Below are 19,693 nucleotides of genomic sequence, written 5' to 3' on the forward strand. Positions count from 1 at the left end.
TGCCGGAGTAGGCGTTTTCGGTTCTATTTTTGTTATAAAAACTGAAAGATAACATGCGCGTTCCCTTCATCGTTTTTTTGTTATTGCTTCTTGGATTTTGTGGCTTTTGTATTTCTTATATGCGAGCACGCAGTCTTGAATACAAACAACATAAAATGCATTCTCGTGCGTATTATTATGGCTGGTGGACATTTTTGATTACTGTTATTCCAGCTTTTATTTTTTTTATTTTGTGGGATGCTGGGAGTACAATTTATTTAGAATATAATGCCTCTCGAGAGCTTTTGGCGTATAGTGCGCATATAACAGAACCTGTCAATTATGATCTACTTTGGGAGACTCTTCGAAATCTTACCAAAACGATTCATCGCTTTGAAGGGGATCTTTCCACCGCTTCTTATAAGGAAGTGCAGGCACAATTACTTGCGAAAGGATTGATTTTATCTCATGAAGTATCGGATGATGTGTTCAAAATAGCACGGTCATGGGTGTTTTCTTCTAAAAAGCTTCAATTTATTGGTTATGGTTTCCTTTTTGCTATTGCCTCCTTTGGTTTTATCTGTGGAATAATACAAATTGCGCCTCATCAGCGTGCGCGCAATAAGGTTGAATCTTTAATTATTATTGGATTGGCTTGTGCTTCTATCGTTGCCGTTTTGACGACAATAGCCATTGCACTTTCTCTATTCTTTCAGACAATAAATTTTTTTCATTCTGTATCCTTTTCAAATTTCTTTTTGGGAACGGTTTGGGATCCGCGTTTTTCCGCGAGCGGTTCAAGTGATGAAGGTGGACAATTTGGTTTAATACCGCTCCTTGCTGGTACACTTTATATTGCATTTGTCGCCATGCTTTTTGCTGTACCTATAGGCTTATTTTCAGCTCTTTATATGGCAGAATATGCTTCTGCGCGATTGCGAGCAATTGTAAAACCATTATTGGAAGTTCTTGCTGGCATCCCAACCATTGTTTATGGTTTTTTTGCTTTGAAGGTTGTCGGACCATTTTTACGTGATCTGTCTGTTTCTCTCTCAGATGGAGGTGGTTTTATTATGGCGCAAAGTGTTCTAACTGCTGGCGTTGTGATGGGAATTATGTTGATTCCTTTTGTTTCCTCTTTGTCGGATGATGTTATTACGGCTGTTCCACGCATTTTACGTGAAGGTTCGTATGGTTTAGGGGCAACGCAATCTGAAACAATTAAAAAAGTCGTTATACCAGCAGCACTTCCAGGGATTATGGGGGCCATTTTGTTGACGGCATCGCGTGCAATTGGGGAAACAATGATTGTCGTTTTGGCCGCAGGTGTTGCAGCCAACTTAACTCTCAATCCGTTCGAATCAATGACCACGATGACTGTTAAGATTGTTAATCAATTGACCGGTGATTTTGAGTTTAATTCTCCGCAAACTCTGGTGGCTTTTGCCCTGGGTATGACACTCTTTGTGATGACACTCTTGATGAATATTCTCGCTCTTTATATTGTGCGTAAATATCGGGAACAATATGAATGAATGAAGATTTTTTTCCTCGTTGCAATATTAGCCTCAAGCGTCGGTATTGGGCTGAACGTCGTTTTCGTGCCTATGGTTTGATTGCTATTTTTATTGGTTTATTTTTTTTATTTGCGCTTTTATGGTCTATCATTAGTCAAGGCTATACAGCTTTTTTTCAAAGTGAAATGATATTATCGATTTATTTGGATGAAAAGATCATTGATCCAAGTGGTCAACGTCAAACAAAACCACAAGTCCTCATAACAGCGAATTATCCACTTCTCGTACGCAATGCTTTAGCAAAAAAACTTGATGTCAATCAAAATGATCGAGCCTCTCTGCGGGACATTAACCGTATGTTTTCAAATGGAGTTCGTGTTCAACTGCGTGAAATGGTGACAAAAAATCCAAAACTGATTGGCACAACGCAAAAAATCAAAGTTTTGGCAGCCGCAGATATTGATTCTGCTTATAAGGGACAGATTGATCTGCATGTAGCAGAAAAAAACCGTAAAGTTTCTAATCGACAAGTAGAATGGATAAAGCGTTTAGCCCATGATGGTACGCTTTATAAGACATTTAATATTGGTTTTTTTACATTTGGTGCTTCGAGTCGTCCTGAGATTGCGGGATTAGGTGTTGCGATAATCGGTTCTCTTTATATGATAGGCATCGTTTTATTGGTTTCACTCCCGATAGGCATAGCAACGGCTCTTTATTTAGAAGAATATGCACGCAAAAATAAATTTACAGATTTTATTGAGGTTAATATCAATAACCTTGCAGCTGTTCCTTCGATTGTGTTTGGTCTTTTAGGACTCTCTGTTTTTGTTAATTTTTTAGGATTACCACGTTCAGCCTCTTTTGTTGGTGGTCTTGTTTTAGCGCTTATGACTCTTCCCACGATTATTATTGCAACACGTTCTGCTTTGCGGGCTGTTCCTCTCTCTATTCGTGCAGCAGCTTTAGGGTTGGGCGCATCAAAAACACAAATGATTTTTCATCATGTTGTTCCTTTAGCAGCACCTGGTATTTTAACAGGTACAATTATCGGAGTAGCCCAAGCTTTGGGTGAAACCGCCCCTTTGCTTTTGATTGGAATGGTTGCTTTTGTTGTTAATATTCCTATGACTCCCATGGATCCAGCAACAGCTTTGCCTGTTCAAATTTTTATGTGGGCGGGTGAAGCAGAGCGCGCTTTTGTTGAAAAGACATCGGGGGCTATTATTGTATTAATGATTTTTCTTGCGATCATGAATATTTCTGCGGTTTTTTTACGTCGACGATTCGAACGTCGCCAGTAGTTTTAATAAATAACAACTTCGATAAGATTTTTGTAAGGTGAGTTTTTGTCATGAAAATTAAAATGCGAGGTCAGGATGTGAAGGTTTCTTATGGGGAAAAAGAAGCACTTCATGGTATTACCCTTGATATTCCTGAACATCAAGTCACTGCTTTGATTGGTCCATCAGGGTGTGGGAAGTCGACTTTTTTGCGTTGTTTCAACCGTATGAATGATACGATTGAAGGGGCTAAAATAACGGGTCTTATTACCTTAGATGGGGAAAATATTTATGACACACGGATTGATGTTGTAGAATTACGTGCTCGTGTTGGAATGGTTTTTCAAAAGCCTAGTCCTTTTCCAAAATCTATATTCGAGAATGTTGCCTATGGGCCGCGCATTCACGGTTTAGTTAAGACGCGCGCCGAATTACATGATGTGGTTGAAAAGAGCTTGAGGCAGGCCGGTTTATTTGAAGAAGTAAAAGATCGTCTTCATGATCTTGGAACAAGTTTATCAGGAGGACAACAACAGCGTTTGTGTATTGCGCGTGCTATTGCGGTTAGTCCCGAAGTTATTTTGATGGACGAACCTTGTTCAGCTCTTGACCCTATTGCGACGGCTCGGATTGAAGAGCTTATTGATGCGTTACGGCAAAATTATACAATTGTTATCGTAACACATTCCATGCAACAGGCGGCACGTGTTTCTCAATATACGGCCATGTTTCATTTAGGGCATTTGGTCGAAGTTGGTGCAACTGAAATGATCTTCACTTCACCAAAAGAACAACGGACGCAAGATTATATTACGGGGCGTTTTGGATAGGTGAATTGAGGAGTGTAAGATATGTCTATGAACCATACTGTTCGTTCTTATGATGCAGAACTAAAATATCTAAAAGCAAGGATTACAGAAATGGGGCGCCATGCGGAAAGAATGATTGAACGTTCTGTTGCATCGGTTGTATGTAGTGATCTTCAACTTGCAACGGCAGTGATTGCTGATGATGTTTTTTTAGATGAAGCAGAACGTGATATTGATGAAAAAGCGGTTGCCATTATTTGCAAGCGCCAACCGATGGCTGTAGATTTGCGTGAAATTATTGGCGCCATTCGTATTTCTTCTGATCTTGAGCGGATTGGGGATATGGCTAAAAACATTGCTAAGAGGACTGTTGCCCTTTCAGAAATACGTCAATCGGCCTCCTTTTATCATGGGCTTGAAACAATTACAGCCTTAGCGCTTAATCAATTAAAAGAAGTCTTAGATGCTTATACAAGTCGCCGATTAGAGCGTGTTGACGCTGTGCGTGAGCGGGATGAGAAGATTGATGCTTTGTATACTTCTCTTTTTCGTGAACTTTTGACATATATGATGGAAGATATGCGCAATATTACGGTTTGTACGCACTTACTGTTTTGTTTAAAGAATATTGAACGAATTGGTGATCATGTTACCAATATTGCTGAAATGTTGCATTATATCATAACAGGTTATCACATGTCTTCTGATCGTCCTCGCGATGACCTTACGTATAAAGTTGGCGTAGGTGAGAAGAAAATAAATTAAATTTTTCTTAAATGTCTAAAATAAGCTTGTAGATACATTGAGCATTTTCTTACAATACAGAACTCTAGAAAAAACATAAACAGAATACAATAACCATATTATGAAAAAGCATAAAGAAGCCACAAAGAGTTTTTTCAAGCTAAACATGGCAGATTATTAACTCTTGATTTGACATATTTGTAGATTGGATGATACCATCATCTGTATTGTGGCTGGAGGGGAATTTTCTTTAGGGGAATTTTCTTTCTGATCATTTTGTTAAAATTTTATATTAAAGGGGATATCTGTATTATTTTTTCAATATTGATGCAAAGAGTTTTGGTATCAAAACCTTTTTTGCCAAATCTTTTTCATCTATAGAATGAGTGGATAGTATTATTTTATTGCGATTGAAACGTGTGGGTTTTTATAGGTCTATATTGTGCCATGAGGAGTAACAATATTGATCTATAAATTAAGAGTTTTTTATTTTTTATTTCGCATAGATAGTTTTTGATTACCATTTGTATTAAAATTTTACTGAGTGGTAACAATTAGCTGTGTACTTTATTGAGAGATACACTTAAAGCTCATTTCAAAATTTGAATAGCTCAGAGATTATAGGAATGTGTTGCATAAGATGAAAAAAAATCGTTGGAATGTTTTTGTTACCTGTTGCGTAGCGCCGTTGGTTTTTGTGGGGTGTGCTGCAAATCATTTAGATGCTGGAAAACTAAATAATAAGCAGACAAAAACAGTTGCGTATCCATTGACAGAGCGCCAATGCCTTATGCGTGCGATGTATTTTGAATCAAATCGCTCAAGTCGTGAAGGAATGATTGCCGTTGGGACTGTTGTGATGAATCGTGTTAATTCAAGCGCCTATCCCAAGACGATTTGTGGTGTTGTTGGTCAATATAAGCAATTTGCTCCTGGTGTTTTAACGCGTCCTATGACGGAGAAAGCATCTGTTGCTCGTGTAAGAGAGGCTGCTGATGCTGTTTTACGGGGTGAACGAGATAAGAAAGTTAAACACGCTAAGTTTTTTCATACCGCTGGTTTATCTTTTCCTTATAAAAACATGCACTATGTTCATGTTGCAGGGGGTAATGCTTTTTATGAAAAGCGATCCCGTGATGGGTCACTTCAAGTTCCTACGGATAATCGCCCTTATGATGTTGCTTATGCCTTTGCTCAGGAACGTTCTGGTTATGCGCCAAGCTTTATCGATGAAGGCTTAGAAAGTAAGGAAGTCAAAGCAGAGAAAAGTGCATCTCCTTCTACAGAAGTCGCACAGTCCAAGACGGTACAACCTACGTCTTTTGCTATGGTACAGCTTGATAAAGTTCCCATTCCAACTTATGCGCCTCAACATCTCGCTAAGAAAGAGGAAAATAAAACAATTATGGCGTTGCCTTCATCAGATCAGTTAAATGCAATTGTTGCAATGTTAGAAAAACGACACAGAAACTGGTAAGTTTTTGCACGACCAAAAAAGAGTTTTACACCCCATTACGGTTTATGAATTAAGTGAACTCTTTAGTAATGGTGATACGCAATAAATATACTTAAAGTAAGGTGAAAGGATCTGGAAAAACAATTTAGAATATGGCGACGTAAGGAACACATTTTATTTAAAGAAGGGTATGGGTAATGTACTTTGATATTCATGAGGCAATTTCGCCTGAAATGCTGAATCGTCTTGCAGAAGTTACGGTAAAAGTGGGGTTAAATTTACAAGAGGGACAGGATCTTGTTTTGACTGCTCCAGTTTCAGCACTCCCTTTTGTTCGGCGTATTGCGTATCATGCTTATAAGGTTGGCGCTGGTGTCATTACACCCATTTTTAGTGATGATATGTTATCGCTTACACGTTTTGAAAATGCCCATATCGATAGTTTTGATTGTGCCCCTTCTTGGCTTTATGAGGGAATGGCGAAGGCTTTTGAAAATGGAGCCGCACGTTTAGCGATTGTTGGTGATAATCCTTTGCTTCTTTCCAATCAGGATTTTGATAAGGTTTCACGTTTAAATAAAGCCACTTCAATAGCTTATCAGCCGGCACTCAAGCAAATATCGAACTTTGCTATGAATTGGTCGATCGTTGCTTATCCAACAGCAGGGTGGGCTGAGGCGATGTTTCCTTCTTTACCGCTCAATGAGGCGATTAAAAAATTAGCGGATGCAATTTTTTCTGCTTCACGTGTTACAGAAGAAGATCCAGTGCATGCTTGGACTATTCATAATGCAAATTTGAAGAAACGATCATCTTGGCTTAATCAGCAGCGTTTTTCTGCCTTGCACTTCACAGGACCAGGGACTGATTTAACAGTTGGTTTGGCAGATGATCATGAATGGCATGGTGGTGCATCCGTTGCTCAAAATGGTGTCGTTTGCAATCCTAATATTCCGACAGAAGAAGTTTTCACGACTCCTCATGCTCATAAGGTTGAAGGCTTCGTTCGCTCAACAAAGCCCCTTTCCTATCAAGGAACACTCATTGATAATATTGAAGTACGTTTTGAAGCTGGGCGTATTGTTGAGGCCCGTGCATCAACAGGCGAGGCAGTTTTTCAGCAGGTTTTGCAAAGTGATGAGGGTGCAAGCCGGTTGGGCGAAGTTGCCCTTGTTCCTCATTCTTCACCAATTTCTAAGAGTGATCTTCTTTTTTATAATACCTTATTTGATGAAAATGCAGCCTGCCATATTGCTTTAGGGCAGTGTTATTCCAAATGCTTTTTAGATGGAGCATCATTGACATCAGAAGAGATTGCAGCCCGTGGTGGTAATAAAAGTGTTATTCATATTGATTGGATGATTGGCTCTGGTGAAATTGATATAGATGGTATTACGCAGGCAGGTGTAAGAGTTCCCGTATTTCGTAAGGGTGAATGGGCTTAATCCTGTTGTGCCGTAAAAAACGTCATTTGAGGTGAGTCAAGTCTCCTTGACAGGGGGAATATTTTTAGAGTACGCGAATGAATGTTCAAGATAGAGCTTGATCGTAGAGCCTTTCGTTAAGTGAATTACATGCGTATGAAGTCGAGAGAAGTCCACTTGACAGGAATCGTGGTTGTTTACAGACCAGATGGAGTTAAAAATTTTTGTTCTTTGAGGGCGGAGAAGAGGTCAATTTATCGGTGATACGACTGGATAAGTGCATAATTATTAAAGAGGAGTGATGCCTGAGCTTCCTGAAGTAGAGACGGTTCGTCGTGGACTTAAGTCTGTTGTCACTGATGCAAAGATAGTATCTGTCAAACTTAATCGTAGAGATTTGCGTTTTCCTTTTCCTGAGGCTTTTTCTGAACGACTGATTGGCAGAAAAATTCTAGAACTTGGTCGGCGTGCGAAATATTTATTATTTCATCTTTCTCAGGATGAAACGATTTTAAGCCATTTAGGAATGTCGGGATCATGGCGTATAGAGAATAATCTTTTAAGAAAAGCTTTTTCAATGACCAGTAAATTGGTTAAGCATGATCATTTTGTCATGGATATTCAGACAAGGAATGGTGAAGTTTATCATCTTATTTATAATGATGTGCGTCGCTTTGGGTTTATGCTTTTAGTTGATACGGATAAGCTTTATAAACATCCGCTTTTAAATAAGCTAGGGCTTGAACCTATGAGTCATGGGTTTTCTGGTCGTTATTTACAAAAGGCTTTTGTTAATAAAAAAGTATCTCTTAAGGGTGTTTTGCTTGATCAGTCTATTGTTGCGGGTCTTGGGAATATTTATGTTTGCGAGGCGCTTTGGCGGAGTCGCTTATCTCCACAGCGTGGTGCATTTACACTGGCATCAAAAACGGTATATGCACGTGAACTTGCAGATTCTTTAGCACAGAATATACGCAATGTGATTTCTGAAGCTATTTTGTCTGGCGGATCTTCTTTACGTGATTATATGCATGTGGATGGCTCTCTTGGTTATTTTCAACATGCTTTTTCGGTTTACGGACGAGAAGGCAAGGAATGCTTGCAATGTGGAACGCCTATTATACGTATTTTACAGTCGGGACGTTCAAGTTTTTACTGTTCACAGTGCCAAAAATGAATAAGGTCTCTTGCAAAATCCTACAAGAGGCTTAAAGTCAAATTTTTACAATTATACAAATATATGAGGCTTGAGAGGTTTTTTTTATGCTGAATAAAGTACTAACACATCTTGATGAGAATATAGAAAAGAGCCTTGAACGCCTTTTTTCTCTTTTACGTTTTCAATCGATTTCTACAGACTCGGCTTATAAGGATGCATGTCGTCAAGCAGCTGATTGGTTAGTAGAGGATTTAAAAAGCATTGGTTTTGAGGCTTCTCGCCGTGATACACCGGGTCATCCAATGGTTGTTGGGCATCATCCAGGACCTTCAGATGATTGTTTACATGTATTGTTTTACGGACATTATGATGTTCAACCTGTTGATCCATTGAGTTTATGGGAGGATGATCCATTTACACCTTCTTTAAAAGAGAGAGATGGAGAGAAAGTTATTTGTGCTCGCGGTGCTTCAGATGACAAAGGTCAACTTATGACATTTATTGAAGCATGTCGTGCATATAAGAAAGAAACAGGACAGCTTCCTGTTAAAGTGACTATTTTATGTGAAGGTGAGGAAGAATGTGCTTCTCCTTCTCTTATTCCTTTTTTAAAAGCAAATAAAGATGAACTTAAGGCTGATTACGCATTGGTTTGTGATACGTCGATGTGGGATGCTGATACACCATCTATTGCCCTTTCTCTTCGGGGAATTATGGCGGAAGAGATTATTATCACAGCAGCGAATCGTGATTTGCATTCTGGTTATTTTGGGGGAGTAGCAGCTAATCCCATTCGTATTTTAGCTAAAGTTTTGGCAGGACTTCATGATGAAAATAATAAGGTGACACTTTCTGGTTTTTATGATGGCGTAGAAGAAACACCTCCACATATTTTACAATCATGGAATGCGCTTAATTGTACTGCTGAAAGTTTTCTTGGTCCTATAGGTCTTTCCGTTCCTTCTGGTGAAAAAGGGCGGAGCATTTTAGAGCTTGTGTGGGCACGTCCTACTATGGAAATTAATGGTATTAGTGGGGGCTATGAAGGGGAAGGGATGAAAACGGTTATTGCGTCTCAAGCGAGTGCAAAAGTATCATGTCGTCTAGTTCATAAGCAAGATCCAGAGAAAATACGCCAAGCATTGCGTGATTATGTACGTGGCTCAATTCCTGCTGACTGTACGGTTGAATTTAAGAATCATGGTTCTTCTCCGGCACTTCAGCTTTCTGATGATTCATCTTTTACCAAGGCGGCAAAGGATGCTCTATCACAAGAGTGGGAAGTTCCTGCTGTATTAACAGCCATGGGGGGCTCGATTCCAATTGTAGCAGATTTTAAGTCAATTCTTGGTATGGAAACTCTTTTGGTTGGTTTTGGATTGGCTGATGACCGTATTCATTCGCCTAATGAAAAGTATAATTTAAAATCGTTTCATAAGGGGCAGCGTTCTTGGGCCCGTATTCTTACCGCTTTAGCAAATAGGAGGGTGAATGGCTGAGATTCGCGTTCATCAAGGTGATTTGCCAAACTTAGACAATTATAAAACTGATGCCATTGCGATTGATACTGAGACTTTAGGGTTACAGCCACATCGTGATCGTTTGTGTGTTGTTCAGATTTCTTCTGGAGATGGGACTGCTGATATTATACAAATTGCTAAAGGACAAAAGAGTGCTCCCAATTTGGTCAAGCTCCTTAAAGATAACGCTGTCACCAAAATATTTCATTTTGGGCGTTTTGATCTTGCTATTTTAGCGCATACATTTGGTGTTATGCCAGAGGCTGTTTTTTGTACAAAGATCGCTTCAAAACTCACACGTACCTATACGGATCGTCATGGATTGAAAGAAATTTGTAATGAAATGCTGAATGTGAATATTTCTAAACAGCAACAATCTTCGGATTGGGCGGCAGAAACGTTATCACAGGCACAAATTGAATATGCTGCATCAGATGTGTTATATTTGCATCGTTTAAAGGTTATATTTGAAGAACGTTTAAGACGCGAAGAGCGAGAAAGTGTTGCCAAGGCATGCTTTCAATTTTTGCCTATGAGAGCTAGGCTTGATCTTTTAGGATGGGGCGAAGTTGATATTTTTGCACATAGCTAACTTTAAAAATTGGCTTTTAATAGCGTGAATTATTGATGCAAGAGGGCAAAGTGCCGATAATTTGGGCATTTTGTCCTCTCATCTTTTCAGATAAGAATTATACATCAGTGCTCTTTGATTTGAAATTTAGGCAATAAAAGTACATTCACGAATTCATATTCTTTTTATGTTTGTAACAGCTTTTATTTGAAAAAAGAGCAATTTTGGAGAAGGGCTAGGAATATGTGGTAGGTCGTTGGAAGGCCTAAATCTCTGAAACTGATATATAGCCTAATTGGGGAAGAATATGGAAGGCATCAATGTAAAAAACAATATCCATCCTTACCATCATTAATTCTACTTTACGCCTTTCAAAAGTATCTGAAACAATGTCTGTTAAGTAATGCAGATTACGCATTGCCTAATACTTTTGTTTTTCACATTCTGTAGCGTAGTTATGCCCCCCACACAAAATAAAACACCCTAAACGGAATATATTTGGGTTGCTCATTCACGTGCTTTTTTAAGAAATCTTTCTTAAGGCACCCAAGCCCATTTCGCGGTAGTGCTCATGAATGATATAACAATCAAGCTCCCCATACGATATAAAATCTATTGAACACCACTGTTTTTATGTTTATGAAGTAACAAACTGCTACTATCACACACTTTACCAACACCCAGTTTTGTGACAGCCCTTGGTACGGTTCATAAGAGGCGTTTTTATTGTACAGTTTCACTCCACACGGTCTTTCCATTTGTAACGTGCATACAAATGATTTTGGTTGATTCAACATTGAGAGAGATTTGGAATGAGAGAATTTTATGGTATTCGGGTTCTAATTCAATATGAATAACGCTATATTATCATTATAAATCAAAATGTTGTAGGATTAATATATAAAGATTGACCACGATTACACTGAACAATGCAAAGAATGACATCTAGAAAGTGACCTAGAAACAAGTTAGCAGGAGCATGCTTTTGACGAAGTTAAAGTATTATAATAACTTTAGCGTTTAAATGGCTTCATAAGAAAAAACGCCTTTTTCTAGAGTTTTATCCATATATCAACCTCATTTATGATATGTAAGAAAATAATTTTTCTTAAGTCTATCGTGAAAAAGTTTGAAATGAGATAACCTTATGATACGGAGAGCATTCATTCAATAGAGGAATTATAAATCAATATGTTGATAGGATATTTGTGTCGTTTATTGTCCCTAGGCGATACTTCATGCTTTTATTCATTGCCAAACAAGTGATTTATATGTTGGCCAAGCAGGGCAATTTGCATTTATTTTAAAATTAAAAATGCTCCAAAGTTTTGTTTTTTGAGGATTTTCACTTTTTACCTATAAACATGCTGTTTTTTCTGGAAATTTGCAATGAAGACACTATGTAAAATCCATTATGGATATTTCTATGAGGTTAAATTTATGAACATAAAATATTTTATTACAGCTTTTGCTACTTTTTCTTCAATCTCTTTTGCTCAGGGTGCGAGCTTTTTGTCTTCTCAAAATTTCATAGAGGGCATATCTGATGTTGTTCTTCCTAGAAATCTTTTTTCTAGTGAACAGTTTAGCAAGATCTTCTCTGAAGTTGTTCAAATGGAACTTTCTTGCACAAATAACAGCCAATGCATAACAGCAGCGAAGTTACTACCTGTATCACATTCTGGTAAAAAAAGAGGACCTAAACCTAAAAAAGGACCAGGAAAAGGAAAACGGCCAAGCCTATTTGCACGAAATCCAATGAGTTTTTAAAAAGTAAGAAAACAACATCAAGAATTCTGACGTATGATCGGGAATTGAAGAAGGGGATATTTTTTATCACTTGAAAACAGGGGGGTGTTATTTGTTTGCGAAGGGTATTATGATTATGCGCCGGTTTATGAAGGGTACTGTTCGGAAAAGATAGGAGCAGGAAGATTTCGGTAAAGAATATACTGTATAGTGACGGTTGCTCGTTATAAACTTCATAGAATTATATAACGTGTAGATTTTGGATCGCTCTATTATGTTTGTTACAAATTCCCTCATTTGAAGTTCGGTTATATAAGCCATAGAGATTTGCCTTATTTAAGTGTTTTTAGGATACAGGGTGGAGCAGTAGGACTTTGTCCATAAAACCTTGAGTTAAGTAAACCACAAAGAGTGGGAAACCAAGACAAATCCGCTTGACAAAAATCTGGGCCGTTGGCATACAGGATCTGATGAGGACCCGTTCCTCTAAATCGAGCAGGAGGTCTGTGGTCAAGTATAAAAATGTTAAACTTTCGCTCTTTGTAGGCATATTTCGGCTATAGATAATTATTTATTTGTCTACGATTTAAAATATCAAATATATTTTCTGCCAACTTCATGATTTTTAAAGCAATGTTTTGTTTGAAAACTTTAAGAAAGATTTCTCATTTTTTCAGCTTTAGGAAGAGTTTTTAGATAAGTTTCAATGTTTATCATAGCAGTTGTTTGTCATGCGTTATTTTTTTCAATTTAGTTTATAAATAGAGTGTGAAATAGAGTACCTACAAAGAAGGCTGAAGCTTTGAAAAAGACTTTTTATAAGGTTGAGATAAAAAATGGTCAGTCTTTCAAAAACAATAAGAGCCTAAAGTAAAAACAAAAAGCGGGTAAGTTGAATGTGTTCTTGTTGCAATCCATGAAGTATTCGAAACTTTGTTTATGTGCGATACACATCTTTTACAGTAAAAAACAATCTAAAGAGCTATGCACCATTTGGACTTGTGAATGATGAAGCTAAAAACATTATTTGTATAAATTTAAATGGAACGGGTGCATTTGGCTTGTTCTCAATATTGTAATAGTTCTCGCTATCCTTGATATTGAGAGCTTTCATAAGAGGCATTTTAGCATTTTCTTAAACGGTTTCATTCATTTGCTTGTTTGTAACGTGTAGGCGGATGATTTTGGTTACTTTAAATAAAATGATTTAAGATGAGAGCATCTTTAATATTACAGACGAAAAGATAATTTTTGCATTATAATAAATATGCCATCTTTCCATAGCCAATAGCGCATGCTTTACACGGGGGAATGTCGCAGTTTTTTGCAAAATTTATAAAGATATGAGGAGAGGAATGCATTTATGCATAGGCATCGTTTAATTCTCATGTACTGCAGATCAAGCACTTAAGGGCGCTGTGATTGGATTTTTGTTTTTTTTATGAGTGTATCATTTTTGCTACAGATATCTGAAGTTTGGGCTCTATATGACATGACGTGTTCAAATAAATATTTCAGCTATGGAGAGAAAATATGAATATGAAATGGTTAATAACAGCTTCTGCTTTCGCTTTTGTTTCAGTTTCAGCGGCGCAAGCAGCAGATGTTATTGTTCCCCCAAGTCCAACACCTGTTGCTCCCGTTATTGTTGCTCCAACTTTTTCTTGGACAGGTTTCTACTTTGGTGGGCAGATTGGTGGTTTTTCGGGTAAAACGAAGATGGATATTCTCGCTAAAGGACAAAAGATTCCAGTAAGTGATGATTATTTGCCAAAACTATCTGGTTTCATGGGTGGTCTTTACGCAGGTTCCAATATTGATCTCGGCAATGGCCTTATTTTAGGTGTCGATACAGATATCATGTGGTCTAATAAAGATGACACAAAGACAGGAAAAACATATGTCATTACTCCAGATCACATCAATTATATTAACAAGCTATTAAAAGACGCTTCAATTAATATTGGTAAAGATGCGCTTGAAGCTGGTGCTAAACGAACCCACAGTTTTACTTTTAAAGAAAAGTGGGCTGGTGCAACACGTGTACGTATTGGTTTTGCTGCTGAACGCATTATGCCTTATGTTGCTGGTGGTATCGCCTATACACAGCTTCAAGATACTGCATCGATTTCAATAACAGGGAAAGATTCAGATAAAGTCATCGCTTCTGGTACCTTATCTGATGAAACAAAGACTCTTGTTGGTTACACCCTTGGTGTGGGTGCTGATTTAGCAATGACCAATAATATTATTGTCCGTGCGGAATATCGTTACTCCGATTTTGGTAAAAAGAAATTCTCAAATGATAAATATGAGACTTCTTACAAAACCAATGATTTCCGTGTTGGTGTTGCTTACAAATTTTAATAGATGGTAAGTTAAATAACAAAGAGGCTCTGTCAAGGATAGAGCCTCTTTCATTTTTTGTTGCTATATTATCACACATCCCATATTTAGAATGGGTGTAAAAAAAATATTATTAAGATTTTATTAAAAAATTTCATAAACAATAAACAAGAATTACATTTAAAATCAATAAGTTATTTACATGTGCAGTTTTTAGCTTCTCGTATAAGAAGTAGTTTTATCTTGGGTGAGTTGTCCATTTTCTGTGACTGTATCATTTTTACTACAGCTTTTTTTTTTGTAATCTTGTAGCACTGTGTTCATAAATAAATTAGGAGCAAAATTTATGAATATAAAATCTTTAGTAACAACTTCTGTTATTGCTATGGCGGCAGCTTCTGCGGCACAAGCTGCTGATGTTATCGTCCCTCGTGAAACAGCCCCAGCAGTTATCGCAGCAGCCCCTTCATTTTCTTGGACAGGTTTTTATATCGGTGGTCAAGTTGGAAACTTTTCAAGTAAAGTTGATGTATATGATTCAGAATCAAAAAAGAAAATTACAGATAAAGATTCAACACCTAAGCCTTCCGGTTTCATGGGTGGTATTTATGTAGGTTCCAACGTAGATCTTGGAAATGGTCTCATTCTAGGTGTTGAAACCGATGCAGTCTGGGCAGACCGCGAAGAATCAAAAACGCAGTCAGAAGTCATTGGGGACGCGGGCCTTGCAGGTTTCAAAACTGAGCTTACAGATGCTAAAGCTACAGTTGCTTCAGGAAAAACCATTGATGGTATCACGAAGAATGACAAACGTATAGAGGGCTTCTCTTTAAAAGAAAAATGGTCTGGTGCTACACGCGTTCGCATTGGTTTTGCAGCGGTTGACCGTATTATGCCTTATGTTGCTGGTGGTATTGCTTATACACAGGTACAGATGGTTAATTCTCTTAAGGCGGAAACAGCTGGTGGTACCGAAATCGCTTCTGCTAAAGTATTTGATAAATCAAAAACGTTTGTTGGTTTCACCATTGGTGGTGGTGTTGACTTCGCAATGACAGACAATGTTCTGTTACGTGCTGAATACCGTTATTCAGACTACGGTAAAAAAGCATTTGTAAAGGACGGCGATAAAATAGCTTACAAAACCAATGACTTCCGTGTAGGTGTTGCATACAAATTCTAATTTCATAAAAATGAGATTATAAGCACAAAAAGTATAAAGGCCTCGTTTAACGAGGCCTTTAGTTTATTAGCTCTCTATTTTATCTCTTTTAATGCCTTTTATTTCATCATACCATTTTGTGTTATAAGATTTTAAAGAAAAAATTTTATATTATAGAAGGCGAAAGGATAGTATAATCGGTTGTATAGCTACTATAAAATCTTATATCGCTACTTTTATTCTACGAACAAGAGAAAAGCATTCCATTAATCTTAAAAATAAGAAAAGATCATAATAATTAACTTTATTTTGCTTTTATAAGCCAAGTTAGAGCGAGCGTATTACGTATATCTGTTGGAGTAATCTCTGAAACAGGAATACAGTCTCATTGGGCGATTGCAAATATTACGCAAGTAATTTTTATGAATTCCTTTGCAAAAGAATTATAGTACATGCGTGAGAAGATATACTTGATGGTGAACAACCAATTGAAAAGATTGAGAACACTCCTAGTCCGAAACCTCTCCCTTTTTACAAGAGTTTTTGGAAAAAACTATGGAGGAGATGACATTAGGGGTGATGAAGTATATGGTCTTTCTAGAGATCCTCAGTGTTACGCAAGTAATTTTTATGTAAAAGAATTAAGGATTATGCTGGGGGAATGATGATGCAAACCAAAGACGTAACAGAGATTTTAAAAAGACTGGGCTGGGAGCCCCATCGCGATGAAGTGGGAGATACATTTGCTTATTATCATCTTTCTGATCGTATAATACGCATTCTCTATGATGTTGTAGATTATGGAGAGGATGGTGGAAGGTTGCGGCTATCAGTTGATCTTACTACAGCCGCTTATTGCCTTGCTAGGGAATATTCTAATGGTGAACAGTCGCGCTACAAATATGATGATATGTTGATTTCTGCAGAAGAAAATTTCGGAATTATAGCACAGAATCTTTCTGAAAGCCATATTGAGGAAGCTCTAAATAAAGTGATTGCATGGGCACAAACGCAGAATATTGAACAAAAATTGCGCGAAGAAGCTGCCAATCATTCTGCCGTTGCTGAAGCATTGCTTGGCGATATTGATGCTTTAAGGTCTGACAAGCCGGCATCCCAATTACATGTTCCAGAGTTTGCGGATTATGCAACCATAGAATGGATTGATCGCCTTATTTTATTTGCACAAGCCTATAAGAATGGGGAGTTAGACGATATTCTAACGCGCAAAAAACCAAAAAAGCAGCAGATGAGCCTTACTGCAGCAAACCGTATTCTTAAAACCCAAGGGTGGTTTTCTACGGAACCTGGAAAAATGTGGCTCTCTTTGCCAGATCGTTTTATTCAGTTTGATTTTGGTTTTGTACGCCTCCATGACAATTACAGTGTCCGTCTTGAAGCTGAGATCTCTAACGAAGAGATTTCTATAGCTTGTCGTTATATTCACTATAGGGGAGAATATAATTGGATACGACCTACGGATATTTATCAGTCTTTTAATACAATTGGGGGAGGGATTTTTAGTGGTTTTGGTAAAGGGATTGATATTTGTGTAGAGACATTGAATGAACAAGAGTTAACACAAATCTCTGAGCGGATAATACAATGGGCACGCGCTCAAGATTTACAAGCATCGATCGAAAGCAAAACAGTTGTTCAAAAATATAGTTACGATACAGATATAGTTTGGCATTTGGCTTGTTTAGCGTTGACAGGAAAGATCGATGTACTGAGATCTTATCAAAATTCCATTGCGGTAGGTACAATTTCTGAACATTTGGATGATGATGACGTAGAAAAATATGTTAACCATGCCGTTGAATTTGCTGAAAAACATCTGAAAATTCTTCATGAGAGAGAGGCTGCAGAAGCACATCTTGGTCCACAAGCTTTGATTACTTTCAATAAAGTTGCAGAGCAATTAAAACAAATGGGTTGGACAGTTTATCAGGATAAAAACTATAATTGCAATGCTTATTTCATAAGTAAAGACCGTATCATCAATATAATGTATAGCCTTCAAAGTGATGAAAAAGAGCCAATTGTTGCATTTAAGGCTTCCCTTTCAACACTTGGTTTTTCTAGTGCTCATAGAGAGATTTTCTATAATATGCCTCAATATACAGCTCTCAAAGAAGCAGAAGAAATTTATACAGTTTCTAGTACTGAATTGGATGAAGGCAAGCTAAAGCAGATTTGTACAGATATGCTTGAATGGGCTGAGCAGCAAAATGTCAATCAAATCATTTATGATTATGTAGCTTTTTCCCCAGACAGTGAACTTGATCTTGTAGCGCGTCACCTTATTGCGCTTGTTTTGATTGGGGATGTTGAAAAGCTCAAATCTTACAAGGAGAATTTTAGAAAGGGAAATCCTTTAGGTTTTGTAGAAGAAATCTCAAAATATAGAATTGATAATCTTCTCACTCTTGCACGTGGTTATCGAGTGGGTTTTCCAAAAAATGCTCCGATTTTGTTCCTTGATCCACAAACAACGTCTGTTGTTTCCAAAACAGCCTCTGTTGAGGAGACAGAGGAGATAGAGGAAACGGATGATAAAGATGCTCCATTGAATATGGAAAGTGCTCATGAACTTTTAAAAAGCTTAGGGTGGTCAACTGAGAAAATCAATGAAGATGACTATATGGCAAGCTATCAATTGGCGGATCGTGAAGTAGACATTCTTTATAATGACGAAATTGCTAAAGATTGTCCGCAATTTGATAGCGCCTTTTTGATTAGCACGGGCATTTTGGCTTCAGCTTGCAAATTCATTAATCCTACCCACACGGAAGATATCCCAGATATACAACTTAATTTTGAAGCCAAGGGACTGGAAATCTTTGAACCAGAAGTCACTGCGGATCGTTTAACACAGGCGCTTGATGATGCGCTAGAATGGTCAGTAACTGCTATTGATCTTTCTGAAAGACTTCGCTCTGATTATGGTATAGCTCCTTGGCAACAGGATGGAACGGATAAGGGAGATGATAGGGATGATGCTTTGCTTCATCTTGGCGCTCTTGCTTTGTTGGGTGATGTTGAGACCTTGCATTCTTATCAGCAAAGTTTTGCAGCAGGGGATCACCTAGGTTTTGACGAGAGCATCAACAAAACCCACCTTGAACGGGCAATAGCTTTAGCTAAAGAAGTAGCAAAAACAAAGCAAATGAGCTATGCTTTGATTGAACGGGGTGCAGAAAAGCTTGATGATCAACGAGAGGTTTCCAGCGAAGAGCAGCCTCACTCTTGGAAAGAGAAAATAGCTAAATTTATCGGAAAAAAAGACAAGAAATAGCCCTTTACTATCTCAAAAATTTTATAGAAAATAGAGTTTTGTCCAAAGCCTTTATCATCATTTGGCGCAAATGAACAGTGATAGAAACTTGTCTATTGTTATAGGTGGCGCTCTTAATCTTTGGGGAAAGTTTAAAGTCAAGGGCAAAGGGGATTTTACCCGTGGTGGGGTTCTTAGTGCGTCTTCAGAACAAGACTTTAGCAGTTTTGATTTAGATCTTAATGGGAAAGAAAAAGAATTTTCAAAACCCTTAAAACTAATAGATGGGAAGTGTTTTGAAGGTTCATGATAAACACAAAGCTGTGTGGTTTAATGCTTTTGTAGGAATTCAAAATTCCTTCATTATGGTGTTTTATAATTTTCACTAAAGGCTGTGCTTGATAGCGTGATATCTTATTTATGTGGCGTTTCATGTTGAGTGCATTTCTGGCAGTATCAGGGTTTGAGAAACAAATTTATCCTTTATATTGATGGGGATATTGAGGCTTACACATTGACTTTCTGGACAATTTTGGTTATAGACTTGAGAGTATAAGTATGGGGGGAATATCTTCACACGGTTACAATCAAGGTGTTTTGTCACTTGGTCTTTGGTGACAGAGCTATATGCTTTTATTAAAAGCATTATAGGGTAGTGGCTGTTTTAATTTCTATTATCAACAAGGGTTGATGAAGT

14 protein-coding genes and 1 pseudogene are annotated in these 19,693 nt (G+C 37.7%); all 15 read left to right on the forward strand.

The window, feature by feature from the left end; translation table 11 throughout:
• Nucleotides 1-53: 53 nt before the first annotated feature.
• The 15 genes and pseudogenes from pstC (at nucleotide 54) to PVV57_RS04605 (ending at nucleotide 19,306) form a co-directional block, all read left to right on the forward strand.
• Nucleotides 54-1,514 (forward strand): phosphate ABC transporter permease subunit PstC, encoded by a 1,461-nt coding sequence (gene pstC / locus PVV57_RS04535; protein ID WP_273718258.1) that lies wholly within the window; start codon nucleotides 54-56, stop codon nucleotides 1,512-1,514.
• Nucleotides 1,511-2,800 (forward strand): phosphate ABC transporter permease PstA, encoded by a 1,290-nt coding sequence (pstA, locus tag PVV57_RS04540; protein ID WP_273718260.1) that lies wholly within the window; start codon nucleotides 1,511-1,513, stop codon nucleotides 2,798-2,800. The genes pstC and pstA overlap by 4 nt, the downstream gene beginning before the upstream one ends.
• Before the next feature lie 50 nt (nucleotides 2,801-2,850).
• Complete coding sequence (gene pstB / locus PVV57_RS04545) at nucleotides 2,851-3,609, forward strand: phosphate ABC transporter ATP-binding protein PstB (RefSeq protein WP_273718262.1); 759 nt, start codon at nucleotides 2,851-2,853, stop codon at nucleotides 3,607-3,609.
• A 21-nt stretch (nucleotides 3,610-3,630) separates the two neighbouring features.
• On the forward strand, nucleotides 3,631-4,353 hold the full coding sequence (phoU, locus tag PVV57_RS04550; protein ID WP_273718263.1) for a phosphate signaling complex protein PhoU: 723 nt from the start codon (nucleotides 3,631-3,633) through the stop codon (nucleotides 4,351-4,353).
• Nucleotides 4,354-4,972: 619 nt separating this feature from the next.
• Entirely contained in the window at nucleotides 4,973-5,809 is an 837-nt protein-coding gene (locus PVV57_RS04555) for a cell wall hydrolase (RefSeq protein ID WP_273783551.1), read from the forward strand.
• Nucleotides 5,810-5,985: 176 nt separating this feature from the next.
• Nucleotides 5,986-7,233 carry an aminopeptidase gene (locus tag PVV57_RS04560; RefSeq protein WP_273718267.1) on the forward strand — a complete coding sequence of 416 codons (1,248 nt, stop codon included), beginning with the start codon at nucleotides 5,986-5,988 and terminating at the stop codon, nucleotides 7,231-7,233.
• A gap of 280 nt (nucleotides 7,234-7,513) precedes the next feature.
• Nucleotides 7,514-8,389: a bifunctional DNA-formamidopyrimidine glycosylase/DNA-(apurinic or apyrimidinic site) lyase gene (gene mutM, locus PVV57_RS04565; protein WP_273718268.1), complete on the forward strand. Its 876-nt coding sequence runs from the start codon at nucleotides 7,514-7,516 to the stop codon at nucleotides 8,387-8,389.
• Nucleotides 8,390-8,475: 86 nt separating this feature from the next.
• The gene (locus PVV57_RS04570; protein ID WP_273718270.1) at nucleotides 8,476-9,870 is read left to right on the forward strand and encodes a M20/M25/M40 family metallo-hydrolase; all 1,395 of its coding nucleotides are present in this window, start codon (nucleotides 8,476-8,478) and stop codon (nucleotides 9,868-9,870) included.
• A complete protein-coding gene (locus PVV57_RS04575) occupies nucleotides 9,863-10,483 on the forward strand; it encodes a ribonuclease D (protein WP_273718271.1) in 621 nt (206 codons plus the stop codon). Before PVV57_RS04570 ends, PVV57_RS04575 begins: the two co-directional genes overlap by 8 nt.
• A gap of 1,419 nt (nucleotides 10,484-11,902) precedes the next feature.
• Nucleotides 11,903-12,232 (forward strand): hypothetical protein, encoded by a 330-nt coding sequence (locus PVV57_RS04580; protein WP_273718274.1) that lies wholly within the window; start codon nucleotides 11,903-11,905, stop codon nucleotides 12,230-12,232.
• A 1,512-nt stretch (nucleotides 12,233-13,744) separates the two neighbouring features.
• Nucleotides 13,745-14,578: an outer membrane protein gene (locus PVV57_RS04585; RefSeq protein WP_273718276.1), complete on the forward strand. Its 834-nt coding sequence runs from the start codon at nucleotides 13,745-13,747 to the stop codon at nucleotides 14,576-14,578.
• 325 nt (nucleotides 14,579-14,903) lie between these two features.
• Nucleotides 14,904-15,740, forward strand: coding sequence for an outer membrane protein (locus PVV57_RS04590; protein ID WP_273718278.1), 837 nt, complete (start codon nucleotides 14,904-14,906; stop codon nucleotides 15,738-15,740).
• 373 nt (nucleotides 15,741-16,113) lie between these two features.
• Nucleotides 16,114-16,287, forward strand: a pseudogene (locus tag PVV57_RS04595) (SMI1/KNR4 family protein); the annotation flags it as partial.
• 99 nt (nucleotides 16,288-16,386) lie between these two features.
• On the forward strand, nucleotides 16,387-19,017 hold the full coding sequence (locus tag PVV57_RS04600) for a DUF6990 domain-containing protein (protein ID WP_273718281.1): 2,631 nt from the start codon (nucleotides 16,387-16,389) through the stop codon (nucleotides 19,015-19,017).
• Nucleotides 19,018-19,087: 70 nt separating this feature from the next.
• Nucleotides 19,088-19,306, forward strand: coding sequence for a hypothetical protein (locus PVV57_RS04605; RefSeq protein ID WP_273718282.1), 219 nt, complete (start codon nucleotides 19,088-19,090; stop codon nucleotides 19,304-19,306).
• The last annotated feature ends 387 nt before the right edge of the window (nucleotides 19,307-19,693 follow it).

The sequence above is a fragment of the Bartonella sp. AU15XJBT genome, from assembly GCF_028618615.1.
GTDB lineage: Bacteria > Pseudomonadota > Alphaproteobacteria > Rhizobiales > Rhizobiaceae > Bartonella.

Bases quoted from the DNA above. Each gene is read 5' to 3' on its own strand.
- PVV57_RS04600 (WP_273718281.1), top strand. From the start codon at position 16,387: ATGCAAACCAAAGACGTAACAGAGATTTTAAAAAGACTGGGCTGGGAG.
- pstC (WP_273718258.1), top strand. From the start codon at position 54: ATGCGCGTTCCCTTCATCGTTTTTTTGTTATTGCTTCTTGGATTTTGT.
- PVV57_RS04575 (WP_273718271.1), top strand. From the start codon at position 9,863: ATGGCTGAGATTCGCGTTCATCAAGGTGATTTGCCAAACTTAGACAAT.
- mutM (WP_273718268.1), top strand. From the start codon at position 7,514: ATGCCTGAGCTTCCTGAAGTAGAGACGGTTCGTCGTGGACTTAAGTCT.
- PVV57_RS04580 (WP_273718274.1), top strand. From the start codon at position 11,903: ATGAACATAAAATATTTTATTACAGCTTTTGCTACTTTTTCTTCAATC.
- PVV57_RS04570 (WP_273718270.1), top strand. From the start codon at position 8,476: ATGCTGAATAAAGTACTAACACATCTTGATGAGAATATAGAAAAGAGC.
- phoU (WP_273718263.1), top strand. From the start codon at position 3,631: ATGTCTATGAACCATACTGTTCGTTCTTATGATGCAGAACTAAAATAT.
- PVV57_RS04585 (WP_273718276.1), top strand. From the start codon at position 13,745: ATGAATATGAAATGGTTAATAACAGCTTCTGCTTTCGCTTTTGTTTCA.
- pstA (WP_273718260.1), top strand. From the start codon at position 1,511: ATGAATGAAGATTTTTTTCCTCGTTGCAATATTAGCCTCAAGCGTCGG.
- PVV57_RS04590 (WP_273718278.1), top strand. From the start codon at position 14,904: ATGAATATAAAATCTTTAGTAACAACTTCTGTTATTGCTATGGCGGCA.
- PVV57_RS04605 (WP_273718282.1), top strand. From the start codon at position 19,088: ATGAACAGTGATAGAAACTTGTCTATTGTTATAGGTGGCGCTCTTAAT.
- pstB (WP_273718262.1), top strand. From the start codon at position 2,851: ATGAAAATTAAAATGCGAGGTCAGGATGTGAAGGTTTCTTATGGGGAA.
- PVV57_RS04560 (WP_273718267.1), top strand. From the start codon at position 5,986: ATGTACTTTGATATTCATGAGGCAATTTCGCCTGAAATGCTGAATCGT.
- PVV57_RS04555 (WP_273783551.1), top strand. From the start codon at position 4,973: ATGAAAAAAAATCGTTGGAATGTTTTTGTTACCTGTTGCGTAGCGCCG.